This is a genomic window from Agrococcus lahaulensis DSM 17612, from assembly GCF_000425105.1.
Classification (GTDB): domain Bacteria; phylum Actinomycetota; class Actinomycetes; order Actinomycetales; family Microbacteriaceae; genus Agrococcus; species Agrococcus lahaulensis.
Genome location: NZ_AULD01000006.1, coordinates 45453 through 68114, shown reverse-complemented (window position 1 = coordinate 68114; position 22662 = coordinate 45453). Strand labels below are relative to the sequence as shown.

The 22662-nt window shown below is 72.2% G+C and carries 22 protein-coding genes, 1 tRNA gene and 1 pseudogene; 18 read left to right on the top strand and 6 right to left on the bottom strand.

Annotated features, from left to right (window positions below; all coding sequences use genetic code 11):
• The first annotated feature begins 15 nt into the window (after window positions 1–15).
• The 8 genes from H508_RS16615 to H508_RS0105015 all read left to right on the top strand — a co-directional run bounded on the left by H508_RS16615 (window position 16) and on the right by H508_RS0105015 (window position 8302).
• Window positions 16–1233 carry a sensor histidine kinase gene (locus H508_RS16615; RefSeq protein WP_051222770.1) on the top strand — a complete coding sequence of 406 codons (1218 nt, stop codon included), beginning with the start codon at window positions 16–18 and terminating at the stop codon, window positions 1231–1233.
• Complete coding sequence (locus H508_RS0105045; RefSeq protein WP_026373272.1) at window positions 1230–1877, top strand: response regulator; 648 nt, start codon at window positions 1230–1232, stop codon at window positions 1875–1877. The genes H508_RS16615 and H508_RS0105045 overlap by 4 nt, the downstream gene beginning before the upstream one ends.
• 13 nt (window positions 1878–1890) lie before the next feature.
• Window positions 1891–2634 carry an alpha/beta fold hydrolase gene (locus tag H508_RS0105040; RefSeq protein ID WP_026373271.1) on the top strand — a complete coding sequence of 248 codons (744 nt, stop codon included), beginning with the start codon at window positions 1891–1893 and terminating at the stop codon, window positions 2632–2634.
• 102 nt (window positions 2635–2736) lie between these two features.
• On the top strand, window positions 2737–3480 hold the full coding sequence (locus tag H508_RS0105035; protein ID WP_026373270.1) for an ABC transporter ATP-binding protein: 744 nt from the start codon (window positions 2737–2739) through the stop codon (window positions 3478–3480).
• Window positions 3477–4877 (top strand): ABC transporter permease, encoded by a 1401-nt coding sequence (locus tag H508_RS0105030; protein WP_026373269.1) that lies wholly within the window; start codon window positions 3477–3479, stop codon window positions 4875–4877. The genes H508_RS0105035 and H508_RS0105030 overlap by 4 nt, the downstream gene beginning before the upstream one ends.
• Before the next feature lie 150 nt (window positions 4878–5027).
• The gene (leuA, locus tag H508_RS0105025; RefSeq protein WP_026373268.1) at window positions 5028–6791 is read left to right on the top strand and encodes a 2-isopropylmalate synthase; all 1764 of its coding nucleotides are present in this window, start codon (window positions 5028–5030) and stop codon (window positions 6789–6791) included.
• A 3-nt stretch (window positions 6792–6794) separates the two neighbouring features.
• Window positions 6795–7526: a DNA repair protein RecO gene (gene recO, locus H508_RS0105020; RefSeq protein ID WP_026373267.1), complete on the top strand. Its 732-nt coding sequence runs from the start codon at window positions 6795–6797 to the stop codon at window positions 7524–7526.
• Window positions 7523–8302 (top strand): isoprenyl transferase, encoded by a 780-nt coding sequence (locus H508_RS0105015; protein ID WP_026373266.1) that lies wholly within the window; start codon window positions 7523–7525, stop codon window positions 8300–8302. Before recO ends, H508_RS0105015 begins: the two co-directional genes overlap by 4 nt.
• Before the next feature lie 189 nt (window positions 8303–8491).
• On the opposite strand, the gene H508_RS0105010 is transcribed toward H508_RS0105015, so the two are convergent.
• Entirely contained in the window at window positions 8492–9028 is a 537-nt protein-coding gene (locus H508_RS0105010; RefSeq protein ID WP_026373265.1) for a hypothetical protein, read from the bottom strand.
• A gap of 374 nt (window positions 9029–9402) precedes the next feature.
• On the opposite strand from H508_RS0105010, the gene H508_RS0105005 reads away from it, so the two are divergent.
• The 3 genes and pseudogenes from H508_RS0105005 to H508_RS17805 form a co-directional block, all read left to right on the top strand.
• Window positions 9403–10371, top strand: a complete 969-nt coding sequence (locus tag H508_RS0105005) for a hypothetical protein (protein ID WP_026373264.1) — start codon at window positions 9403–9405, stop codon at window positions 10369–10371.
• 152 nt (window positions 10372–10523) lie between these two features.
• Window positions 10524–10724 carry a type II toxin-antitoxin system VapB family antitoxin gene (locus tag H508_RS0105000; protein WP_026373263.1) on the top strand — a complete coding sequence of 67 codons (201 nt, stop codon included), beginning with the start codon at window positions 10524–10526 and terminating at the stop codon, window positions 10722–10724.
• An 81-nt stretch (window positions 10725–10805) separates the two neighbouring features.
• Window positions 10806–11042 (top strand): annotated as a pseudogene (locus tag H508_RS17805) (PIN domain-containing protein); the annotation flags it as partial.
• On the opposite strand, the gene H508_RS0104990 reads toward H508_RS17805, so the two are convergent.
• Window positions 11032–11664: a hypothetical protein gene (locus tag H508_RS0104990; RefSeq protein ID WP_026373262.1), complete on the bottom strand. Its 633-nt coding sequence runs from the start codon at window positions 11662–11664 to the stop codon at window positions 11032–11034. The pseudogene H508_RS17805 and the gene H508_RS0104990 overlap by 11 nt on opposite strands.
• Window positions 11665–11853: 189 nt before the next feature.
• Here H508_RS0104990 and H508_RS0104985 point away from each other — a divergent pair, with 189 nt between their 5' ends.
• The 4 genes from H508_RS0104985 to dnaG are packed head-to-tail and all read left to right on the top strand — an operon-like array spanning window position 11854 to window position 17485.
• Window positions 11854–13233 carry a glycine--tRNA ligase gene (locus tag H508_RS0104985; RefSeq protein WP_026373261.1) on the top strand — a complete coding sequence of 460 codons (1380 nt, stop codon included), beginning with the start codon at window positions 11854–11856 and terminating at the stop codon, window positions 13231–13233.
• Window positions 13230–14381 (top strand): tRNA dihydrouridine synthase DusB, encoded by a 1152-nt coding sequence (gene dusB, locus H508_RS0104980; protein WP_026373260.1) that lies wholly within the window; start codon window positions 13230–13232, stop codon window positions 14379–14381. Before H508_RS0104985 ends, dusB begins: the two co-directional genes overlap by 4 nt.
• A complete protein-coding gene (locus tag H508_RS0104975; protein WP_026373259.1) occupies window positions 14371–15612 on the top strand; it encodes a deoxyguanosinetriphosphate triphosphohydrolase in 1242 nt (413 codons plus the stop codon). The genes dusB and H508_RS0104975 overlap by 11 nt, the downstream gene beginning before the upstream one ends.
• A 7-nt stretch (window positions 15613–15619) precedes the next feature.
• Window positions 15620–17485 carry a DNA primase gene (gene dnaG / locus H508_RS0104970; RefSeq protein WP_026373258.1) on the top strand — a complete coding sequence of 622 codons (1866 nt, stop codon included), beginning with the start codon at window positions 15620–15622 and terminating at the stop codon, window positions 17483–17485.
• A 5-nt stretch (window positions 17486–17490) separates the two neighbouring features.
• Here the strand turns inward: dnaG and H508_RS0104965 are convergent, their stop codons facing one another.
• Complete coding sequence (locus tag H508_RS0104965; protein ID WP_026373257.1) at window positions 17491–18000, bottom strand: DUF421 domain-containing protein; 510 nt, start codon at window positions 17998–18000, stop codon at window positions 17491–17493.
• 280 nt (window positions 18001–18280) lie between these two features.
• Entirely contained in the window at window positions 18281–19453 is a 1173-nt protein-coding gene (locus H508_RS0104955) for an RtcB family protein (protein ID WP_026373256.1), read from the bottom strand.
• An 81-nt stretch (window positions 19454–19534) separates the two neighbouring features.
• Here H508_RS0104955 and H508_RS0104950 point away from each other — a divergent pair.
• Window positions 19535–19607, top strand: a tRNA-Asn gene (locus tag H508_RS0104950).
• A gap of 54 nt (window positions 19608–19661) precedes the next feature.
• Here H508_RS0104950 and H508_RS17355 read toward each other — a convergent pair.
• Both H508_RS17355 and def read right to left on the bottom strand, forming a co-directional pair.
• Window positions 19662–19829 (bottom strand): hypothetical protein, encoded by a 168-nt coding sequence (locus H508_RS17355; RefSeq protein WP_156905998.1) that lies wholly within the window; start codon window positions 19827–19829, stop codon window positions 19662–19664.
• Between the two features lie 76 nt (window positions 19830–19905).
• Window positions 19906–20469, bottom strand: coding sequence for a peptide deformylase (gene def, locus H508_RS0104940; protein WP_026373255.1), 564 nt, complete (start codon window positions 20467–20469; stop codon window positions 19906–19908).
• A 41-nt stretch (window positions 20470–20510) separates the two neighbouring features.
• Here def and H508_RS14610 point away from each other — a divergent pair, with 41 nt between their 5' ends.
• Both H508_RS14610 and H508_RS0104930 read left to right on the top strand, forming a co-directional pair.
• A complete protein-coding gene (locus H508_RS14610) occupies window positions 20511–21452 on the top strand; it encodes a DMT family transporter (protein WP_035254142.1) in 942 nt (313 codons plus the stop codon).
• Window positions 21449–22648, top strand: coding sequence for a glycosyltransferase (locus H508_RS0104930; RefSeq protein WP_026373254.1), 1200 nt, complete (start codon window positions 21449–21451; stop codon window positions 22646–22648). Before H508_RS14610 ends, H508_RS0104930 begins: the two co-directional genes overlap by 4 nt.
• The last annotated feature ends 14 nt before the right edge of the window (window positions 22649–22662 follow it).

Here is a 22662-nt window from a genome sequence, read left to right as displayed (position 1 = left end):
CATACGCTGGCAGGCGTGACCGCCGACCCCATCGCGACCGACGCGCAGCCCGCCGAGCCGGCGCCCGCGCGCGCCGCGCTCGACCGCGACGCGCTCCGCGTCGACGGCGTGATCGCGGCCGTCACGCTCGGCATGCTCGCCGTGCCGACGCTGCTCATCGGCGCGCTGTTCTTCGACTGGGGCTGGCACTGGCTGCTGTGCGCGATCGAGACGGCGGCGATCGGCGCGTCGATCCTCGTGCGCCGCCGCTGGCCCGTGCTCGCCCTCGCCGGGCTCGTCGCGCTCGCCGCCGTGCACGTCGCCCTCGCGGCGCCGCTCTTCCCGATCTGGTTCGCGGTGCTCGTGCCGCTCTACTCCGCCGGCCGCTTCTGCCGCTGGCCCGGCCGGCTCGCGGCCGCCGGGCTCTCGCTCGTCGCCTCCCTGCTCGCGGCCTACTGGATCACGACGACCGGCGGCCTCGCGGGCTACTCGCCCGGCCAGCTCGTGCCCATCGACGAGGTGCTGCGGTTCGCGGTGTTCATCTGGGTGCCGCCGATGCTGCTCTTCTCGATGACGATCCTCATCGGCTGGGGCGTCTCCTCCGTCGCCCGCTCGGAGGCCGCCGTCGAGGTCGCGCAGGTCTCGAGCCGCCGCGCGACCGAGCAGGAGGAGCGCGCCGCCCTCGCCCGCGACATGCACGACGTCGTCGCCCACTCGCTCGCCGTCGTCATCGCGCAGGCGAACGGCGCGCGCTACACGCCCGATCCTGCCGTCAAGGACGCGACGCTCGAGACGATCGCGGGCACCGCGAAGCAAGCGCTCGGTGACGTGCGGCTGCTGCTCGCGCAGCTGCGCCACAGCGAGGCGCCCGACCCCGTCGCCTCGCTCGACGACGTCGACGCCCTCGTCGAGCGGATGCGCGGCAGCGGCCTCGACGTGCGGCTCGAGCGGGTGGGCGGGCGGCCCCCGCTGCCGCGCACGGCCGACATCGCCGCCTACCGCATGCTGCAGGAGGCGCTCACGAACGCGCTCCGGCACGGCGATCGCGACCAGCCGGTGCACGTGCGGCTCATGACGGTCGGACCTGGCATCGTGATCGACGTGCACAACCGACTCGCCGCCGCGCCCGGACCTGCCGGCCACGGCGTCCGCGGGATGCACGAGCGGGCGCGGCTCGCGGGCGGCGATGTCTGGACGGGCATCGAGCACGAGTGGTTCCGCGTGCGCGCCGCGTTCCCGGCGGGGATCGCATGATCCGCGTCCTCATCGTCGACGACCAGGCCCTGTTCCGCAGCGGCATCCGCATGCTCATCGAGTCGCAGCCCGACCTGCAGTGCGTCGGCGAGGCGGCCGACGGCGCGCAAGCGGTGCGGCTCGCCGAGGAGCAGCAGCCCGACGTCGTGCTCATGGACGTGCGGATGCCCGTGCTCGACGGCATCTCGGCGACCGACCGCATCGTGCGGGCGCGCCCCGACGTGCGGGTCGTCGTGCTCACGACCTTCGACCTCGACGAGGCCGCCGCGCGAGCCATCCGCGCCGGGGCATCCGGCTTCGTGCTCAAGGACGCCGAGCCCGAGCTCGTGCTCGCCGCGATCCGCACCGTGCACGCGGGCAACGAGGTCGTCGCGGCGAGCGCGACGCGCGAGCTGTTCAAGGCCTTCGGCCGCCAGCGGCAATCGGCGCCCGCCGCGTTCGCCGAGCTCACCGAGCGGGAGCGGCAGATCTTCGCGCTCGCCGCGAAGGGCCTGTCGAACACCGAGATCGCCCGCAGCGAGTTCGTCTCGGAGGCGACCGTCAAGACCCACATCTCGCGCATCCTCGGCAAGCTCGGCCTGCGCGATCGCGTGCAGCTCGTCGTCTTCGCCTACGAGCACGGGCTCGCGGGCGAGTCGCGCTGAAGCGCCGGGCCGCATGCACGTCGACGAGACCGGGCCCGACGGCGCCCCTCCGCTCCTGCTCCTGCACGGCGGCGGCGTGGGCGGCTGGATGTGGCGGCCGACGCTCGGCGCGCTGCGGCACCCCGTGCGCGCCCTCGTGCCGGACCTCCCCGGGCACGGGCGCAGCGCATCCGACCCCTACCGCTCGCACGCCGAGACGCTCGCCGCGCTCGAGGCGCTGCTCGAGGAGCGCGCGCCGGGCGGCGCGGTGGTCGCGGGCTTCTCGCTCGGCGCGCAGCTCGCGGTGCTGCTCGCCGCCCGCCGGCCGGAGCTCGTCGCCGACGCGGTCGTGGTGAGCGCGCAAGCGGCGCCGCTGCCGCTCGCGGGCGCGACGCTCGGGCTGCTCGCGCTGACCGCGCCGCTCGCGCGCATGCCGTGGTTCGCTCGGCTGCAGGCGCGCGAGCTGCTCGTGCCGCACGAGCTGCTGCCCGAGTACCTCGCGGGCAGCGCCGCGATCACGCGCGCGACGCTCGTCGCGAGCGTGGGGGAGAACCTGCGCTTCTCGGTGCCCGACGGGTGGGGCGAGGGCGGCAGCGCGCTCGTGGTCGTCGGCGGCGCCGAGCGCCGGGTCATGCGCGACTCGGCCCGGCTGCTGCACGACGCGCACCCCGGCAGCGAGCTGCGCATCGTCCCGGGCGCGGGCCACGGGCTGCCGCTCGAGCGCCCGCAGCGCATGGCGGCGCTGCTCGACAAGCGGCTCGCGCGGCTGCATCCGTGACGGCCGGATGCGCGGATCATCCGCGGGGATCATCCCGGGGGATGACGCCGGTTCCGGCCCGGGGCTGACGACGGGCGCGAGCCCGCGCCGTTGACTGGGAGCATGCACAGCACCGCATCCCTCCACTCGCACGCGCTCCTGCTCCGCGGCGTCACGAAGCGCTATGGATCCGGCGCGGCCGCCGTCACGGCGCTCGACGGCATCGACCTCGCGATCGAGCCGGGCTCGATCACCGCGGTCATGGGTCCGTCGGGCTCGGGCAAGTCGACGCTCCTGCACCTCGCGGCGGGCCTCGACGCGCCGAGCTCGGGCGACGTCGTCATCGGCGGCCGCTCGGTCGTCGGGCTCGACGACGACGCGCTGACGGCGCTGCGCCGCGACGAGGTGGGCGTGGTCTTCCAGTCGTTCAACCTCGTGCCGAGCCTCACCGCGCTCGAGAACGTCAAGCTGCCCGCGCGGCTCGCGGGGCGCGCGCCCGACCACGAGCGCATCGCCGCGCTGCTCGACGACCTCGACGTCGCCGCGCTCGCCGAGCGTCGCCCGCACGAGCTCTCCGGCGGCCAGCAGCAGCGCTTCGCGATCGCCCGCGCGCTCGCGCAGCGGCCCGCGATCGTGCTCGCCGATGAGCCGACCGGCGCGCTCGACTCGGCGACGTCGCGCGAGGTGCAGGACATCCTCGTCGCGAGCGCCGCGGCCGGCCAGGCGATCGTCGTGGTCACGCACGACCCCGCGGTCGCCGCGCGCGCCGAGCGGATCGTGCTGCTCCGCGACGGCCGCATCGAGGAGGAGCTGCCCGCGACCGACGCCGCGACCGTCGCCCAGCGCATGCTCGAGGCCGCCCGATGAGCGGCACCGACCGCCGGGCCTCGCGGTCCGGCCTCTGGCTCACCTTCGCCGTCTCCGCGCTCGCCGCGGGCTTCGGCACCGCGCTCTCGACCGTCATCGAGCACGCCGCCCTGCAGCTCTACGGCGAGGCGCTCATCGGCGGGAGCGAGACCGGACGGCTGCTGCTCGCGCTCGCCCAATCGCTGCTCATCGGCGTCTCGATCGTCGTCGGCGCGATCGTCACCCGCCAGGCGCTCACCGGCGCGGTGGAGGACCGGCGCGCCGAGATCGCGCTGCGCCGGCTGCTGGGCGCCTCCTCCCGCGCCGAGCGCCGACGCCTGCTCGGCGGATTCGCGCTCGTCGGCGTCGGCGGCGCGGCCGCCGGGTGGGCCCTCGGCGTCGGTGGCGCCGTCCTCGCGAGCGAGGCCTTCGCGGCGCTGCCCGAGGGGCTCGACCTGCGCGGCCTGCCGGCCGTCGAGCCGTGGGCCGCGGTGCCCGCCGCGATCGTCGCGGCCGCCGCCGTGCTGGCCGCGATGCTCGCGACCCGCTCGGTGCTCGCCGTCTCGCCGCTCGAGGCGCTCCGCAGCTCGGCCGTCGATGTCGAGACGACGGTCGAGCGCCGCCGCACCGGCGACATCGTCACGCTCGTCTCCGGCGCGGTGCTGCTCGCCGCGGCGGTGCTGCTCGGCCCCGTCTCGCCCTTCGCCGTGCTCATCGGCTTCGCCGGCGGCGTCGTGAGCACGGCGGGGATCGTCGCCCTCGCGCCGGCGATCGCCCCGCCGCTCGTCGCGCTCGCGTCGCGGGCGCTCGGCCGGAGCGTGCCCGCGCGAGCCGCGGCGGGCACGCTCGCGACGCATCCGGGCCGCACGTCGGCCCTCGTGCTCTCGCTCTTCGCGGGGACGGCGGTCGTCACGATGATGATCGCGGCCGGCTCGTCGCTCACGACGGCCGCCCACACGATCGAGCGTGACCCCTTCTTCCAGCAGCAGCTGCGCGACGTGCTCATGGGCGTCACGAGCGTGCTCGCCGGCATCGTCGGCTTCTCGGCGCTGCTCGGCGTGCTCGGCTTCGTCGCCTCGATGCTGCTGTCGGTGCGCCGCCGCACCCGCGAGATCGGGCTGCTGCGCACGCTCGGCCTCCGCCGCGGCCAGACGCGCTCGATGCTGCTGGCCGAGGCGGGCGCGATCACGATCGTCGCGGTCTCGACCGGCTTCGCGATCGGCACGCTCTACGGCTGGATCGGCGCGCACGCGATGCTCTCGTCGGTGCAGGGCGTCGTCTCGACCGCGCCGTCGCTGCCGTGGCAGCTGCCGCTCGCGCTCGCGGCCGTCGGCCTCGCCGTCGCCGTGGCGACGAGCGTGCCCGCCGGCCGGCGCGCGGCGCGCATCGCACCGCTCGCCGCCGTCGCCGCCGAGTGACGCACCCGGCGCCGCTCGCGCGCCGGGTGTAGTCTGATCGCATGCAGAGCGTGCTGCTCCTTCGTCGCCGCGGCGAGGCCTGAACCCCGGGCTCCCTCGTCGCGGAGGCTGTCCTGCCCGGACCTCAGGAGCAAGCGACAGGAGCGATCGATGAAGAACATGCAGCAGCCGTCCGGGATGCCGGCGCACCGCTACACCCCGTACCACGAGCAGATCCGGGTCGAGCTGCCCGACCGCACGTGGCCCTCGAAGCGCATCGAGCGCGCGCCCCGCTGGTGCGCCGTCGACCTGCGCGACGGCAACCAGGCGCTCATCGACCCGATGACGCCCGACCGCAAGCTGCAGATGTTCCAGCTGCTCGTGCGGATGGGCTACAAGGAGATCGAGGTCGGGTTCCCGTCGGCGAGCCAGCTCGACTTCGACTTCGTGCGGAAGCTCATCGACGAGGACCTCATCCCCGACGACGTCACGATCCAGGTGCTCACGCAGTGCCGCGACCACCTCATCCGCCGCACCTTCGAGGCGATCGACGGCGCGAAGCAGGCGATCGTGCACATCTACAACTCGACCAGCGTGCTGCAGCGCGACGTCGTCTTCCGCTCCGACCGCGAGGGCGTCAAGCAGATCGCGATCGACGGCGCGAAGCTGTGCCTCGAGCTCGAGGGGATGCTCGGCGAGACGGAGGTCTTCTACGAGTACAGCCCCGAGTCGTACACGGGCACCGAGCTCGACTACGCGCTCGAGGTCTGCAACGCGATCATCGAGACGCTCGACGCGCGCCCCGAGCGGCCGGTCATCATCAACCTGCCCGCGACGGTCGAGATGGCGACGCCCAACGTGTACGCCGACTCGATCGAGTGGATGCACCGCCACCTCGCGCGCCGCGAGTCGGTCATCCTCTCGCTGCACCCGCACAACGACCGTGGCACGGGCGTCGCCGCCGCCGAGCTCGGCTACATGGCCGGCGCCGACCGCATCGAGGGCTGCCTGTTCGGCAACGGCGAGCGCACCGGCAACGTCGACCTCGTCGCGCTCGGCCTCAACCTGCTGACGCAGGGCATCGATCCCGAGATCGACTTCTCCGACCTCGACGGCATCCGCCGCGTCGCGGAGCACTGCAACCAGCTGCGCGTGCACGAGCGCAGCCCCTGGGCGGGCGATCTCGTCTACACCGCGTTCTCCGGCTCGCACCAGGATGCGATCAAGAAGGGTTTCGAGCGGATGGCGGAGGACGCCGCCGCCGCCGGCAAGCACGTCGACGACATGCCGTGGGCGGTGCCGTACCTGCCGATCGATCCCAAGGACGTCGGCCGCACCTACGAGGCCGTCATCCGCGTGAACTCGCAGTCGGGCAAGGGCGGCGTCGCCTACCTGCTGAAGACCGACCACGGCCTCGACCTCCCGCGCCGGCTGCAGATCGAGTTCTCGAACGTCGTGCAGGCCCGCACCGACAGCGAGGGTGGCGAGGTCTCGAGCGACGAGATCTGGTCGATCTTCGGCGACGAGTACCTGCCGAGCGACCCCGTGACGGGCGCGGAGCAGTGGGGTCGCTTCGAGCTCGTCACCTTCGAGACGACCTCGTCGCACGAGGGCTCGGCGCAGCTGCACGCGCGGCTGCGCGATGGCGAGTGCGTGCGCGACGTCGCCGCGAGCGGCAACGGCCCGATCGATGCGATGCTGCAGCTGCTGCGCTCGGAGGGCGTCGACGTCACCCTCACCGACTACGTCGAGCACACGATGAGCGCCGGCTCCGACGCGACCGCCGCGTGCTACATCGAGCTCGACGTCGCGGGCAACGCGGTCTGGGGCGTCGGCCTCGACCCGAGCTCGACCTCCGCGGCGCTCAAGGCGATCGTCTCCGGCGTCAACCGGGGGCTGCGCATCCACGAGCGCAGGGTGCAGCCGGTCGGCTGAGCCGTGCCCACCTACCGCGACGAAGGCGTCGTCCTCCGCACCCACCAGCTGGGGGAGGCCGACCGCATCGTCACGCTCCTGACGCGCGAGCACGGCAAGGTGCGCGCCGTCGCGCGGGGCGTGCGGCGCACGTCGTCGCGGTTCGGGGCGAGGCTCGAGCCGTTCATGGTCGCCGACCTGCAGCTCGCGGTCGGGCGCAGCCTCGACATCATCACGCAAGCGGTGACGCTCGGGGCGTACGCGCCGGTCATCGTGGCCGACTACCGCGCCTACACCGCGGCGGCGGCGATGGTCGAGACCGCCGACCGGCTGACCGACGAGGACGGCTCCCGGCAGCAGTACCTGCTCCTCGTCGGGGCGCTGCGCTCGCTCGCGCGCGCCGAGCACGACCCCTCGCTCACGCTCGACTCCTACCTCCTGCGGGCGCTCTCGATCGCGGGCTGGGCGCCGTCGTTCGGCGATTGCGCCGTCACCGGCGAGCCGGGCCCGCACCGCGCGTTCGTGCCGCAGCTCGGCGGCATGGTCGCCGACCACGCGGCCCCGCCGGGCGCGCTCCGCATCGACCCCGCGACGCTCGAGCTGCTCGGGGCGCTCCTGACGGGCGAGTGGCAGCTCGCCGAGGCCTCGCCCGCTGGTGTGCGATCGCGCGCCTCGGGCGCGGTGGCCGCCTACGTGCAGTGGCACCTCGAGCGCGGGCTGCGCTCGCTCGAGCACGTCGACCGAGGAGCGCGGTGAGCGAGGTCAAGCCGATCGACTGGACCGGCCAGCAGCCGCCGCAGTACCCGGCGGGCAGCCTGCCCGCGCACGTCGCGATCATCATGGACGGCAACGGCCGCTGGGCCAACCAGCGCGGCCTCACGCGCACGCAGGGCCACGCGGCGGGGGAGGAGCGGCTGCTCGACGTCGTCGCGGGGGCGCTGCAGGTCGGCATCCAGCACCTGTCGGTCTACGCCTTCTCGACCGAGAACTGGAAGCGCAGCCCCGACGAGGTGCGCTTCCTCATGGGCTTCAACAAGGACGTGCTGCGGCGCCAGCGCGACCAGCTGGATGCGTGGGGCGTCCGGGTGCGCTGGGCCGGCCGGCGCCCGCGGCTGTGGCCGAGCGTGATCCGCGAGCTCGAGGAGGCCGAGCGCCGCACCGCCGGCAACCGCACGATGACGCTCCAGATGTGCGTGAACTACGGGGGCACGCACGAGATCGCGGATGCGGTGCGCTCGATCGCCGAGGACGTCGCGGCCGGGCGCCTCAAGCCGTCGAGCGTCGACGACAGGCTCGTGCGCCGGCGCATGTACAACCCTGACATCCCGGACGTCGACCTCTACATCCGCTCCTCGGGCGAGCAGCGCATCTCGAACTTCCTGACGCTGCAGGGCGCGTACGCCGAGATGGTCTTCCTCGACCGGCTGTGGCCCGACTTCACGCGCGAGGACCTGTGGCACGCGCTCGACCAGTACACGGGCCGCGACCGCCGCTTCGGCGCGGCGGTCGACGCCCCGTCGCGACCCCGTTGATCGAGTAGCGGCCGCAACCCGCATCCTCCCCGTCGATCGAGCAGCAGCCCGCCTCGTCCCGTTGATCGAGTAGCGGCCGTAGGCCGCGCATCGAGATCCGTCGGACATGTCCGAATACGGCTCCCCGTGCCCACTGGAACCCGGGATGGACACGGCCGCTCGAAGAGGCGAGCGAACCGCCGTCCGCCTTCAGGTCCTCTTGACCCAGTCGCGCAGCAGCTCGCCGTTCGCCGCCTCGTACTGATGTCGGTCGAAGGAGACGCTGCGCTGCGGTGGATCAGTCCGAACCTCGCGAGTCAGGCCATCCTGAGAGTTCAGCGCCCGCCATTCGACGGCGTCGTCCGTGAAGTGCAAATCTGCGCTGATCGCGCCCCAGGCGAGATCGCCGCACAGCGGGCAGAAGAGGATCGCGACGCGTCCATCGGCGAAGCGCACTTCAGCGTCCAGTCTGGGATCGCGCTCACCTAGTAGCGCCAGCAAACTCGCCTCGATCATGTCTGGGTCGTTGTCGCCCTGCACGAGCCACGTCACCCCGTACCACGGGTTCCTCTCGTCCGCGAACCAGTCGCCGATCGCTTCGCCATCGACTGTCCAGTCCAGGTACCGGCTCGCGGGCGCGCTGGCCGCCGTAGAGCGGCGGATAGAGCTTCGCCACCGCGATCCGGTACGAGGCGAGGCAGCCCACTGGGCGCCCAGCGTCTGCCTTGCCACCGGAAGCTCCTGCATGGCGCGACACTAGACGGACGCCTGCGGCGCCGATCCTCAATGCGGCGCGCAAAGCACCGTAGAGCGCCGCGATGCAGGCGAGGCGGGTCTCGTAGTGATTAGGCCCGTCTACGACGACGCAGGCGGCTGCAAGCGACACAGGGGCGCATCCGCCGATATGTAGCCATGCTCGAGTTCGTATTGGCACTCGCCACAGTGATCGAAGGCATAGTCATTGGTCGCGCCGTGCTCGGACCATGGGTGGCCGCACGCCTCGCATACCTCGGAGCCGGCCGCCAGCCAACGCCTCAATCGCGGCCGGGCGCCCATGTAGCTACGCTAGCGCCGGTCTCCCGGCGGCATCAGAAAGCGGCGACGCTGCTAACGTCCGGTTCATGACGGCCGGCGCCAGCACAGTCGAGTGGTTCGCGCTCGATGAGGGATGGGATAGCTCGCCGATCACGCCCGCAGTTGCCGCGGCTGTGTTCAGCGATCTCGGTGCCACCGGACTGGCGTCTTGGAAGCCGATCGAGGGCACTGCGGTCGCCGTTGCCGTGCTGGACGGACGCGTGGTCGGGACAGGGTCAACCGCTGAAGAGCTCGCCGTCACAGTCGCACGACGAACGGGTGCGCAGGTGGAGTGGGGGCCGATCGCTGCGGGCCCCGACAGCGGGTACATCGAAGCAGCACCCGGGCGCGAGCGTGGCGGCCCGGCGGCGGAGACTCGGTCGATCTACGTGCTGCCGGAGTCGCTGGAGGAGCTGGACGTGGATCGGTGGCTCCCGCGGAGATCGGTCTTCGCGCGCACACCCAGCCGCGCCGCTCACGTCGTGGTGGAGGGTCGGAGCGTGCTGTGTAGCGACGAGCGCGGAAGCTGGAAGTGGGCCAAGCGAGTTCGACCCGTCGTGGAAGTGACCGCATACGCGCACGGCTACGTCTTGGGCGTGGCGGTGCCGAGCGGTTACGTCAAAGCACGGCAGGACCCTTTCGTAGCGGGCCTGCCCGATCTCGGCCTCTATTGGTGGCGGGTCGTGCGGTTCGGTGACGCTGTCACGGCTGTCGAGGAACTGATGGCGCTACGCGATGAGCTGGGCGGCATGCTGCCCGACCTTGTCGATCCGATTGACGGCGTGCTCGCAGAGCTAGGTCGGAGCAGCGACGATGCGGCGGCACTTCGGGCGCTGGCGGAAGAGACATGCTCCGATGAGACCTTAAGCGAGCTCATCTCGATTCTCGGTTTGCCCACCGCCGTCACCGACCTGCTGCGTGATGGCGCGCCGCAGGACGCCGAAGCGATCCCGCTCAAGCGTGCCTGGTTCCAATCACTAAGGCCCCATCGGCGAACTCACGACCTCGTCGGATGACGACAAGACGCCCCGGGCGGACCGACGCTCGACGAGCCCCGCCCCGATGATCGAGTAGCGGCGGAAGGCCGCGTACCGAGATCGGCGCGCGCCTCTTGAAGCGGCCCTCCACCCTGCTCGACGAACGGCCCTGGATACGGTATCCACGGTGCATGGCACGTACCAACATCGATCTCGATGAGTCGGCAGTACAAGCGGTCATGCGTCGCTTCGCCTTCACCACGAAGCGTGAGGCTGTGAACTACGCGCTCCGCGCTCTGGCATCCGAGCCGCTCGACGTCGCGCGCGCTCTCGCCCTGGAGGGCTCCGGATGGGACGCGGATCTGGACGAGCTCCGCGCCTCGAGGGCGTGACCGTGCTCGTCGACACGTCGGCGGGGATCGAGTTCCTCCGCGTGACCGGATCGAGCGCGCACATCGCGCGCCGAGCAGCACGTCGCCGAGCTGCGCGGACTGCTCGCCCGGTGCCAGCTCGTGCGCACCGTCCCGAGCGATTGGGACGACGCGGCCCGCATCTACCGGACGGGGCGGCGACAGGGCGTAACGATCCGCAAGCTCGTGGATTGCCTCATCGCCGCGATGGCGATGCGCGCGGGCGAACCGGTGCTGCACGCCGATGCGGACTTCGACGCGATCGCTCGCGTGACCGAGCTCGACGCGGTCAGGGGATAGGCGACGGCACGACGTCCGTCGACGCGCTGAGTCGCTCGCGCCACGGGTGGTCGTCGGCGAGGCGCTCGACGACCCATGCGCGCGCGTCCTCGTCGAGCGCGGGCAGCGCATCCTCGAGCCACGAGACGTCGGCCCGCTCAGCTGCCGCGTAGGCGAGCACGATCTGCGGCTTCGCGTAGCGGATGCCGTCCTTCTCGAAGAGGGCCTCCTCGAGCGGCATCGTGACGGCGGTGTCGCGGCGGAAGCGCCACGACTCGCTGTCGCTCGGATCGAGCAGGATCTCGTACTCCCACTGGCCGTAGGCGCTGCGGCGCAGCCAGATGCTCGTGGTGCCGATCGGCAGCACGTCGGAGTCGTGCGGGCGCAGCGGCTTGAGCGCGCCCTGGAAGGCCGACCACAGCTGCCAGCGGCCACCGAGCCAGCCGCGCAGGAGGCTCAGCTCGCTGCGGGGGATGACGATGTCGATGTCGGTGCGCGGTCGATCGATGCCGGTCGCGGCGCCGATGGCCCAGCTGCCGCCGATCCACCAGGAGCCGGAGTAGCCGTCGAGCAGCTCTGCCGCGTCGGACGGCCATCGCTCCGCCCAGGCGCCGTAGAGCTCGCGACCTTCCTCGCTCTGCATCCGACCTCCTCGCACACGACGGGGCGCCCGCGCCCCGAGAGAAGACACTATCCCAGCGAGGCATGGCGACACCCTGCACAGCCGACCCCGGGCGCGGGCGGCGGCACCCGCCGCGCTCGGTAGAATCGAGGTTCACGTGTCGCGCCGCGATCCAGCGGGCGCGCGCAGCCGCATCCCCGAGGAGCATCCGTGGTCCAGAACCGTCTCGACGCCGTCATCAGCCTCGCGAAGCGCCGTGGCTTCGTGTTCCAGGCGGGCGAGATCTACGGAGGCTCGCGCTCGGCGTGGGACTACGGTCCCCTCGGCGTCGCGCTCAAGGAGAACATCAAGCGCCAGTGGTGGAAGACGTTCGTGCAGGGCCGCGACGACATGGTCGGCCTCGACTCGTCGATCATCCTCCCCTCCGCCGTCTGGAACGCATCCGGTCACGTCGCGACCTTCACCGACCCTCTCGTCGAGTGCCTGCAGTGCCACAAGCGCCACCGCCAGGATCACCTCGAGGAGGCGTTCGAGGCGAAGAAGGGCCGGAAGCCCGAGTCGATGGCCGACATCACGTGCCCCGATTGCGGCACGACCGGCAAGTGGACCGAGCCGCAGCTCTTCTCGGGCCTCATGAAGACGTTCCTCGGCCCGGTCGACAACGAGGCGGGCCAGCACTACCTGCGCCCCGAGACGGCGCAGGGCATCTTCGTGAACTTCGCGAACGTGCTCACCGTCTCGCGCAAGAAGCCGCCGTTCGGCATCGGCCAGGTCGGCAAGGCCTTCCGCAACGAGATCACGCCCGGCAACTTCATCTTCCGCACGCGTGAGTTCGAGCAGATGGAGATCGAGTTCTTCACGCACCCCGACGAGGCCGCCGCGTGGTTCGACCGCTGGGTCGAGGCGTGCTGGGACTGGTTCGTCGACCTCGGCGTCGACCCGGCGAACATGCGCCGCTTCGACGTGCCCGAGGAGGAGCGCGCGCACTACTCGGCCGGCACGATCGACGTGGAGTACCGCTTCGGCTTCCAGGGCTCCGAGTGGGGCGAGCTCATGGGCATCGCGAACCGCACCGACTTCGACCTCTCGTCGCACTCCGAGGCGTCGGGCAAGGACCTCGTCTACTTCGACCAGGCGACGGGGGAGCGCTACACGCCCTACGTCATCGAGCCGTCGTTCGGCCTCACGCGCAGCCTCATGGCGTTCCTCGTCGACGCGTACGTCGAGGAGGAGGTGCCGAACGCGAAGGGCGGCACCGACACCCGCACGGTGCTGCGCCTCGACCCGCGCCTCGCGCCCGTCAAGGTCGCGGTGCTGCCGCTGTCGCGGAACGAGCGGCTCTCGCCGCTCGCGCGCGACATCGCGGCGCGCCTCCGCAAGCACTGGGCGATCGACTTCGACGACGCCGGCGCGATCGGCCGCCGCTACCGCCGCCAGGACGAGGTCGGCACGCCCTACTGCGTCACCGTCGACTTCGACTCGCTCGAGGACGGCGCCGTCACCGTGCGCGAGCGCGACTCGATGCAGCAGCAGCGCGTGAAGATCGACGACCTCGAGGCGCACCTCGCGCAGGGGCTCGTCGGAGCGTGACGACCACCGTGAGCACGCCGGCGCTGTCGATCGGGCCCATCGCCCTCGACTCGCCGGTCGTGCTCGCGCCCATGGCGGGCATCACGAACACCGCGTTCCGACGGCTGTGCCGCGAGTACGGCGCGGGGCTGTACGTGAGCGAGATGATCACCTCGCGCGCGCTCGTCGAGCGCACGCCCGAGACGATGCGGCTCATCAGCCACCACCCCTCGGAGTCGCTGCGCTCGGTGCAGCTCTACGGCGTCGACCCGAAGACGGTCGAGGCGGCCGTCGGCATTCTCGTCGACGAGGACCGCGCCGACCACATCGACCTCAACTTCGGCTGCCCGGTGCCGAAGGTGACGCGTCGCGGCGGCGGCAGCGCGCTGCCGTGGAAGCGCGACCTGTTCGGCGCGATCGTGCGCCGCGCGGCGCGGCGCGCGGGCGACATCCCCGTCACGGTGAAGATGCGCATCGGCATCGACGAGAGCCACGTCACCTACCTCGACGCGGGCCGCATCGCCGAGGACGCCGGCGTCGCCGCGGTCGCGCTGCACGGCCGCACGGCCGCGCAGCACTACTCGGGCAAGGCCGACTGGACGGCGATCGCGAAGCTCAAGGAGGCCGTCACCTCCATCCCGGTGCTCGGCAACGGCGACATCTGGCAGGCCGAGGATGCGCTGCGCATGGTCGACGAGACCGGCGTCGACGGCGTCGTGGTCGGCCGCGGCTGCCTCGGCCGGCCGTGGCTCTTCGGCGACCTCGCGGCGGCGTTCGCGGGCTCCGACACGCGGTTCCGCCCGGGTCTCGGGCAGGTCGCGGATGCGTTCCGTCGCCACGCCGAGCTGCTCGTCGAGTTCTTCGGCGAGGAGGACCGCGCGTGCCGCGACATCCGCAAGCACGTCGCGTGGTACTTCAAGGGCTACCCCGTGGGCGGCGACGCGCGCCGCGAGCTCGCGGCGGTCGAGTCGCTCGCGCACATGGACGAGCTGCTCGGCAGGCTCGATCGCGACATCCCCTACGTCGCCGAGGGCATCGAGGGCCAGCGCGGCCGAGCGGGCAGCCCGCGCACGCCCGCGCTGCCCGACGGCTGGCTCGACAGCCCCGAGCTGACGCCCGCCCAGCGCGAGGCGCTCATCGAGGACGAGAGCGACACCCGTGGCGGCTGACGCGCGCGGCTACGGCGCCCACGACGTCGAGCGCCGGCTGCCCGAGACGCACTCCTCGTCGCGCACCGACTTCTCGCGCGACCGCGCGCGGCTCACGCACTCGAGCGCCTTCCGCCGGCTCGGGCAGAAGACGCAGGTGCTCTCGCCCACGATGGGCTTCGACGACTCGCGCACGCGCTTGACCCACTCGCTCGAGGTCGCGCAGATCGGCCGCGAGATCGCGGGCGAGCTCGGCCTCGACCCCGACGTCGTCGACACCGCGTGCCTCGCCCACGACATCGGCCACCCGCCCTTCGGCCACAACGGCGAGAAGGGGCTCAACGAGTGGGCGCTCGGCATCGGCGGCTTCGAGGGCAACGCGCAGACGCTCCGGGTCATCACGCGGCTCGAGCCCAAGGTGATCCGCGAGCAGCCGTACGGGCTCAACCTCACGCGCGCGAGCGTCGACGCGGCCTGCAAGTATCCGTGGGCCGCCGCATCCGACGTCCACGACGCATCCGGCCGCATCAAGTTCGGCTACTACGACGACGACCGCGAGGCGTTCGAGTGGATGCGCGAGGGCGCGCCCGAGGGACGCCCGAGCATCGAGGCGCAAGCGATGGACCTCGCCGACGACATCGCATACTCGGTGCACGACTTCGAGGATGCGGTGGTGGGCGGCTACGTCGACGTCGCGAAGCTGCAGAGCCGGGTCGGGCACGACGAGCTCGTCTCGACGATGCTGACGTGGGTGGGCCCCGAGTACACGCGCGACGAGCTGCTCGCCGCGTTCGACCGGCTCGACGACCTCGAGACGTGGCTGCGCTCGTTCGACGGCTCGCGCGCCGACCACGCGCGGCTCAAGAACCTCACGTCGAAGCTCATCGGGCGGTTCGCGAACGCCGCCATCCGGCTCACGCGCGAGACCCACGAGGGGCCGCTCGCGCGCTTCGGCGGCACGATCGAGGTGCCGCGCGAGGTGCGCGCCGAGATCGCGGTGCTCAAGGGCACGGCGGCGAGCTTCATCCTGGCCGAGCGGCGTCAGCCCATCTACGCGAGCCAGCGGCGCATCCTGCAGGAGCTGTGCGACGCGCTCGTGCGGCTCGGGCCCTCCGCGCTCGACCGCGCCTACGCCGACGACTGGGCGGCGGCGCCGGACGACGCCGCTCGCGCTCGCGTGGTCGTCGACCAGGTCGCGAGCCTCACCGATCGCGGCGCGTTCGCGTGGCACGAGCGCTACGTGGGGGACTGAAGCGGCCATGGCGGGCAGGATCCGGCGCAGCGACATCGACGAGCTGCGATCGCGCATCTCGATCGTCGACGTCGTCGGCGAGCACGTCACGCTGAAGTCGGCGGGCGTCGGCAGCATGAAGGGCCTGTGCCCGTTCCACGACGAGCGCACGCCGTCCTTCCACGTCCGGCCCGCGGTCGGCCGCTACCACTGCTTCGGCTGCGGCGAGGACGGCGACGTCTTCCAGTTCGTCATGGCGATGGATCACACGTCGTTCCAGGAGACGGTCGAGCGCTTCGCCGCGCAGCTCGGCTACACGCTCCACTACGAGGACGGCAAGCCCCAGGAGGAGACGAGCGGTCGCGTGCGGCTGCTCGCCGCGAGCCGCGAGGCGGAGGCGTTCTTCCGCGAGCAGCTGCTCACGCCCGCCGCGGCGCTCGGGCAGCGATTCCTCGGCGAGCGCGGCTTCGACCTCGCGGCCGCCGAGCGCTTCGGCGTCGGCTTCGCGCCGCAGTCGTTCGACGCGCTGAAGCAGCACCTCCGCGGCAAGGGCTACACCGAGGCCGAGCTGCTCGGCGCGGGCCTGCTGAGCGAGGGGCAGCGCGGCAGCTACGACCGCTTCCGCGGCCGGCTCGTGTGGCCCATCCGCGACGTCACGGGCGCGACGGTCGGCTTCGGCGCTCGCCGCCTCTCCGACGACGACAAGGGCCCGAAGTACCTCAACTCGCCCGAGACCCCGATCTTCCGCAAGAGCCAGGTGCTCTACGGGCTCGACCTCGCGAAGCGCGACATCGCCCGCGGCCACGAGGCGGTCGTCGTCGAGGGCTACACGGATGTGATGGCGTGCCACCTCGCGGGCGTCACGACCGCGGTCGCGACGTGCGGCACCGCCTTCGGCGTCGACCACATCAAGGTGCTGCGGCGCGTGCTCGGCGACGTCTCGACGACCGACACCCGCTCGCTCGGCCGCGTCATCTTCACGTTCGACCCCGACGAGGCCGGCCAGCAGGCCGCCGCGCGCACCTTCGCCGAGGAGCAGCGCTTCGCCGCCCAGACCTTCGTCGCGGTGCCGCCGCAGGGGCTCGACCCGTGCGACCTGCGCCTCGAGCGCGGCGACGACGCCGTGCGCAAGCTCGTGCAGCAGCGACGGCCGCTGTTCGAGTTCATGCTCCGCCGCATCGTCGCCGAGCACGACCTCGAGACGGTCGAGGGCCGGGTCGCGGCGATGCGCCGGGCCGCTCCGGTGCTGCTGTCGATCCGCGACCGCGCGCTCGCCGACGGCTACGTGCGCACGGTCGCCGGCTGGCTCGGCGTGAGCCCCGACGAGGTGCGGCGCGCGGTGCGGCAAGCGGCGCCCCGGCCCGCGCCGACGCCGGGCGACCGGCCCGCCGAGGTCGGCCCCGCGCATCCGCCCCCCGACGTCGCCCTCCAGCAGCTCGAGCGCGACCCGGCGTCGCGGCTCGAGCGCGACGCGATCGCAGCGCTCCTGCAGCAGCCGGCGGTCGTCGGGCGCGACCTCGCCGCGCGCGGCGCGTCGGCGTACGTCGCGAACCCCTCGCTCGCGGTCGTGCGCGACGGGATCCTCGCCTCGCTCGACCGCATCGAGGCGCCCGACTTCTCGGAGCACGTCGCCGGGGCGGTGCCGGCCGAGATCGTGCCGCTCGTGCGCACGCTCGCGATGGCGCCGATCCCGCAGTCGTCGCGCGAGGGCGTGCGCGCCTACGTGCAGGGCATCGTCGGCTCGCTCGTCGACCGCGACATCCTGCGGCGGAAGGCCGAGATGCTCGGCAGCCTGCAGCGGCTCGGCGCGAGCGACCCGGAAGGCTCGAAGCGGCTGCAGGAGCAGCTGCTCGAGCTCGAGCGCGAGCGGCGGTCGCTGCGCGAGGAGCTGTAGCGCGCTCAGCGCCCTTCGACGTCGGCCAGGGCGGAGCCATCGCCGAGATCGCTCGTCGCCACGACGCTCAGCGCTCCCGTCGCCTCGAGCACGACGGCGGCGATCGCGCCGAGGTCGCCCTTGCCGGCCGAGCGGACCGCCTGCAGAACGTCGGTCTCGCTCATGCGGTTGCGGCGCAGCGCCTCCTCGTCGAGCCGTCCGTCGCGCACGAGCAGCACCGGCCGAGCCGTCGTCGCCCGCCGAGCCCATGCGACGCGCGAGGTCACGACCGCGATCATGAGCTGCAGCGTCGCCAGCAGCACGAATGCCGTCAGGCCCTCGAGGAAGGAGACGTCGCTCGAGAGCAGGATCGTGGCGAGCGTCGACCCGAGCGCGACGGTCACGACGAAGTCGAACGCGTTCAGCTGCGAGAGCGTGCGCTTGCCGTAGACGCGGAGCACGACGATGAGCGCGGCGTAGGAGGCCGTGCCGACGAGCAGCACCCGGAAGACATCGGACCAGGAGTCGAACCACATGGCTCCAGCCTCGTCCGTGCGGCCGGGGCCGTCCAGCGGCGCGCCCGAGAGCGAGCGGCGGCCCGGCCGCGGTCAGCGGTGGTCGTCGCCGGCTGCGACCGCGCGCTCGTTCCGGCGGTCCTCGGCTTCGATCGCCTCGAGCTCGCCGGGCTCGAGGTCCGGACAACCGGTGTCTTGCTCGCTCATCGGACCGCCCCCGTTCTGCGCGTGTGCCATGGTCTCGTGAGCCGATGGGGAGCGGCGGTGGATTGCCGCAATCCGCAACCGATCCTGAGGTCGCTCAGTCGCCCTTCACGTTGACGATCTGCCGGAGCGTGTGCCGGATGCGCACGAGATCGGCCGCGTCGGCCATCACGGTGTCGATGTCCTTGTAGGCCTGCGGGATCTCGTCGAGGAAGGCATCCGTGCGTCGCCACTCGATGCCCCGCATCGCCTCCTCGAGCTGCGCTCGCGTGAAGGTGCGGCGCGCCCGGGATCGCGAGTACTCGCGGCCCGCGCCGTGCGGCGACGAGTCGAGCGCCGTGCGGTTCCCGAGCCCCTCGACGACGTACGAGCGGGTGCCCATCGATCCGGGGATGAGCCCGAGCACGCCCTCGGCGGCGTCGATCGCGCCCTTCCGCGAGAGCCAGACGTCCTGGCCGAAGCGGTGCTCGCGCGCCGTGTAGTTGTGGTGGCAGTTGATGCGCTCGGTCTCGCCCGCCGGGGCGCCCGTCCACGCCTCGAAGGCGTCGACGACGCGGTCCATCATCTCCTCGCGGTTGAGGAGCGCGAAGTGCTGCGCCCACTCGAGCTCGGCGATGTAGCGATCGAACTCCCGCGTGCCCTCCTCGAGGTAGGCGAGGTCGCGGTCCGGCAGCGCGATCCGCTTCGCCTTGGCGTAGGCCTGCGCCGCGGCGATGTGCCGCTGCGCGATCTTGTTGCCGACCCCGCGAGAGCCCGAGTGCAGGAACAGCCAGACGCGGCCCTGCTCGTCGAGGCTGATCTCGATGAAGTGGTTGCCCGAGCCGAGCGAGCCGAGCTGCAGGCGCCAGTTCTTGGCGTAGTCGGCCGGGTCGAAGCCGGCGCGCTCCGCGAGTGCTTCGAGCTCGGCGACGCGACGCGCGGCGCTCGTCGTGAGGCGCTTGTTGTAGTGGCCCGCCGAGAGCGGCACGGCGCGCTCGATCGCCGTCCGCACGGTCGATCGGTCGGCCGGCAGCGCTTCGGCGGTGTGCGAGGTGAGCACGGCGATCATGCCGCAGCCGATGTCGACGCCGACCGCGGCGGGCATGATGGCGCCGCGCGTGGGGATGACCGAGCCGACGGTCGCGCCCTTCCCGAGGTGCGCGTCCGGCATGAGCGCGAGGTGCGGCTGGACGAACGGCATCTCCGAGGTGCGCTTCGCCTGCTCGAGCGTCTCGTCGTCGATGATCGATGCCCAGTTGTAGAGCTTGGGCGAGATCTGCTTGACGGTCACGGTGCCCTCCTTCCGGTCGGGGTCGGCCGATGTGACCCCGACCCGCGCGGGATGCTACGATGGTCGTCGCTCCCACAGCGATCCTCGATAGCTCAATTGGCAGAGCAGCCGGCTGTTAACCGGCAGGTTGATGGTTCGAGTCCATCTCGGGGAGCGACAGGCCCTCACCCTTCGGGGTGAGGGCCTCCTTCGTGCGCGCCGGAGGCACTCAGCGGCGCCGGTTGCGGCCGCTGATCCACCCGAGCGCCGAGCTCAGGAGGGAGCCGCGTCCGCGAGCGCCGCCCGCGCCGCCCATGCCGGTCGAGCGCCTGCCGCGGGCAGAGCCGCTCGAGCGGCGTCCGGAGACGGCGTTGCGCAGCTGGGAGAGGAAGTTCATCGTGCACGCTCCTTCGTGTCGGTGCACGGAACGTAGCGCCCCCTCCTGGAGGATCGCCGGGCAGACGCGTTCCCGCTCAGGCGTCGAGGTCGTCGACCCCGGGCATCCAGCTGAGGCCGTCGACGCCCCACTTGTTGCGCTTGATCGCCTTCTGCACGCCCTTCGTGCCGAACGCATCCAACCGGTCGGCATAGAGGATGCCGTCGAGGTGGTCGTACTCGTGCTGCAGGATGCGAGCGAGCCAACCGGTTGCCTCGAGCTCGTAGCGCTCACCCGTCTCGTCCTGCGCGCGCAGGATCGCGCGCTCGGCGCGCTTGAGGGCGAAGCGCTCGCCGGGGATGGAGAGGCAGCCCTCCTCCTCGTGCTCCTCGGGCACGCCGATCGGGAGCGGCGAGATCCACAGCTCCGGGTTCGCGGCGACGCCGCGCGTGCGGACGCCCTCCGAGTCGGTCCAGTCGTAGACGAAGAGCCGCTTGCCGATGCCGATCTGCGGGGCCGCGAGGCCGACGCCGGGTGCCGCCTCCATCGTCTCGAACATGTCGGCGACGAGCGTGCGGAGCTCCTCGTCGAAGTCGGTCACGGGCTCGGCGACGGTGTGCAGCACGGGATCGCCCGTGATGCGGATGGGCAGAACGGTCATGTCCTCCAGAGTATCGGCGGGCTGAACGGTAGGTTCGCTAGGTGCTGTTCACCTCCCTCGACGACCTGGCGGCTGAGATCTCGCTCACGCCGATGCAGGCTCTCGGGATCCCGGTGGCGATCGTCGGCGCCGTCTTCCTGTCGGTCGGCACGCAGTTCCAGCACCGCGGTGTCGACCAGTTCGAGGGCGGCGACCAGCGCGGCGCGCACCTCGGCGGTTCGGCCGTCCTGCGACTGCTGCGGAACCCAGCGTGGGTCGGCGGCACGCTGCTGCTCGGCCTCGCCGTCGCGATGCAGCTCGGGGCGCTCGCGCTCGCGCCGCTCATCGTGGTGCAGCCCCTCGGCGCGGTCGCGCTCGTCGTCACCGCGATCCTCAACGCGCGGCTCGCGAAGATCAAGCTCGATCACCGCACGATCCGGGCGATCGGGCTGTGCCTGCTCGGCATCGGCATCTTCGTCGGCGTCGCCGCGATCTTCGCTGTCGAGCGGCCGATAAGCGACCGGCAGCTGCTCACGGTGCTCGCGCTGCTCGTCGTCGGGCTCGCGGGCGTCGGCATCGCGTGGTGGTTCTACCGCAAGCGCGCGAACGCGATCTTCTACATCGTCACGGCGGGCGTGCTCTACGGATTCGTCGTCACGCTCTCGAAGATCGTCATCAACCGCATCATCTCGGGTCAGTTCGAGTGGCTCACGATCGTGTGCGGCATCGGCGTCGTGATCGCGCTCGTGGCCGGCAGCTACGCCGTGCAGCTCGCCCACGCATCCGGCCCGCCCGACCTCGTGATCGCCGGGCTCACGGTCGTCGACCCGCTCGTCGCCGTGCTCATCGGCGTCACGGTGCTCGGCGAGGCGGCCGCGACGCCGCCGTGGGCCATCATCGTCTTCGCCGCCGCGGGAGCGATCGCCGTCACCGGCGTGCTGCAGCTCGCGCGGCACCATCCCCAGATCCGCCCGCTCGCCCAGGCGCCCGAGGAGACCCCATGACCGACCGACCGCTTCGCGTCCTGATCGCGACGGATACCTTCGCGCCCGACGTGAACGGGGCCGCCAAGTTCACCACCCGGCTCGCCGCCCGGCTCACGAAGCGCGGGCACGAGGTGCACGTCGTCGCCTCGTCGCTCGGCCGCGGCCGCCACGGGACGCACGTCGAGGAGCACGAGGGGGAGCGGTTCACCGTGCACCGGCTGCGCTCGCTGCTCTACCCGGGGCACGAGTGGCTGCGGTTCGCGGAGCCGTGGCGCATGTTCTCGAACGCGGCATCGCTGCTGGATGCGCTGCGGCCGGACGTCGTGCACTTCCAGTCGCACATCGTGCTCGGTCGGGCGTTCTCGATCGAGGCGAAGAAGCGCGGCATCCGCGTCATCGGCACGAACCACCTCATGTTCGAGAACCTCATGGACCACTCGAACATCCCGCAGGCGCTGCAGGGCAAGACCGTCGAGTTCGCGTGGCGCGACGCGGCGAAGGTGCTCGGCCGCTGCGACGTCGTGACGACGCCGACGCGGCGGAGCGCCGACTACCTCGAGAAGATGACCGGGCTCACGGGCGTGCACGCCATCTCGTGCGGCCTGCCGGGCGACGAGTACCGGCCGAACCCCGAGCGGCAGCGCGGCCGGATCGTGTTCGTCGGCCGCGTCACGAGCGAGAAGCGGCTCGAGACGCTCGTGCGCGCCGTGGCGCAGCTGCCGGGCGACCTCGACTGGCACCTCGACGTCGTCGGCGGCGGCGACCAGATCGACGAGCTCGCCGCGCTCGCGCGCGACCTGCACGTCGCCGACCGCGTGACGCTCACGGGCTACGTGAGCGACGAGGAGCTGCGCGAGCGCCTGCGCGGCGCGGAGGTCTTCGCGATGCCGTCGACGGCCGAGCTGCAGTCGATCGCGACGATGGAGGCGATGGCGACGGGGCTGCCGGTCGTCGCCGCCGACGCCATGGCGCTCCCGCACCTCGTGCGCGACGGCGCGAACGGCTGGCTCTTCCGACCCGATGACGCGGCCGACCTCGCCGAGAAGCTCGAGCGCATCCTGCGGCTGAGCGACGAGGAGTACGGCAAGTATCGCCAGCACAGCCTCGAGATGGTGGCGCCGCACGACATCGAGCGGACCATCACGGCGTTCGAGCGCCTCTACCGCGGCGAGGACATCCGCGACCCCGACACCCGCGTCGAGCTCAGCGACTAGGCTCGACCGGTCGG

Coding starts and splice junctions, on each gene's coding strand:
- H508_RS0105000 (WP_026373263.1), top strand. CDS start 10,524: ATGGCACGTACCAACATCGATCTCGATGAGTCGGCAGTACAAGCGGTC.
- H508_RS0105005 (WP_026373264.1), top strand. CDS start 9,403: ATGACGGCCGGCGCCAGCACAGTCGAGTGGTTCGCGCTCGATGAGGGA.
- H508_RS0105045 (WP_026373272.1), top strand. CDS start 1,230: ATGATCCGCGTCCTCATCGTCGACGACCAGGCCCTGTTCCGCAGCGGC.
- def (WP_026373255.1), bottom strand. CDS start 20,469: ATGACCGTTCTGCCCATCCGCATCACGGGCGATCCCGTGCTGCACACC.
- H508_RS0105035 (WP_026373270.1), top strand. CDS start 2,737: ATGCACAGCACCGCATCCCTCCACTCGCACGCGCTCCTGCTCCGCGGC.
- H508_RS0104930 (WP_026373254.1), top strand. CDS start 21,449: ATGACCGACCGACCGCTTCGCGTCCTGATCGCGACGGATACCTTCGCG.
- H508_RS0105030 (WP_026373269.1), top strand. CDS start 3,477: ATGAGCGGCACCGACCGCCGGGCCTCGCGGTCCGGCCTCTGGCTCACC.
- H508_RS0105010 (WP_026373265.1), bottom strand. CDS start 9,028: ATGCAGGAGCTTCCGGTGGCAAGGCAGACGCTGGGCGCCCAGTGGGCT.
- H508_RS0104965 (WP_026373257.1), bottom strand. CDS start 18,000: ATGTGGTTCGACTCCTGGTCCGATGTCTTCCGGGTGCTGCTCGTCGGC.
- leuA (WP_026373268.1), top strand. CDS start 5,028: ATGAAGAACATGCAGCAGCCGTCCGGGATGCCGGCGCACCGCTACACC.
- H508_RS0104990 (WP_026373262.1), bottom strand. CDS start 11,664: ATGCAGAGCGAGGAAGGTCGCGAGCTCTACGGCGCCTGGGCGGAGCGA.
- dnaG (WP_026373258.1), top strand. CDS start 15,620: ATGGCGGGCAGGATCCGGCGCAGCGACATCGACGAGCTGCGATCGCGC.
- H508_RS17355 (WP_156905998.1), bottom strand. CDS start 19,829: ATGAACTTCCTCTCCCAGCTGCGCAACGCCGTCTCCGGACGCCGCTCG.
- H508_RS0105040 (WP_026373271.1), top strand. CDS start 1,891: ATGCACGTCGACGAGACCGGGCCCGACGGCGCCCCTCCGCTCCTGCTC.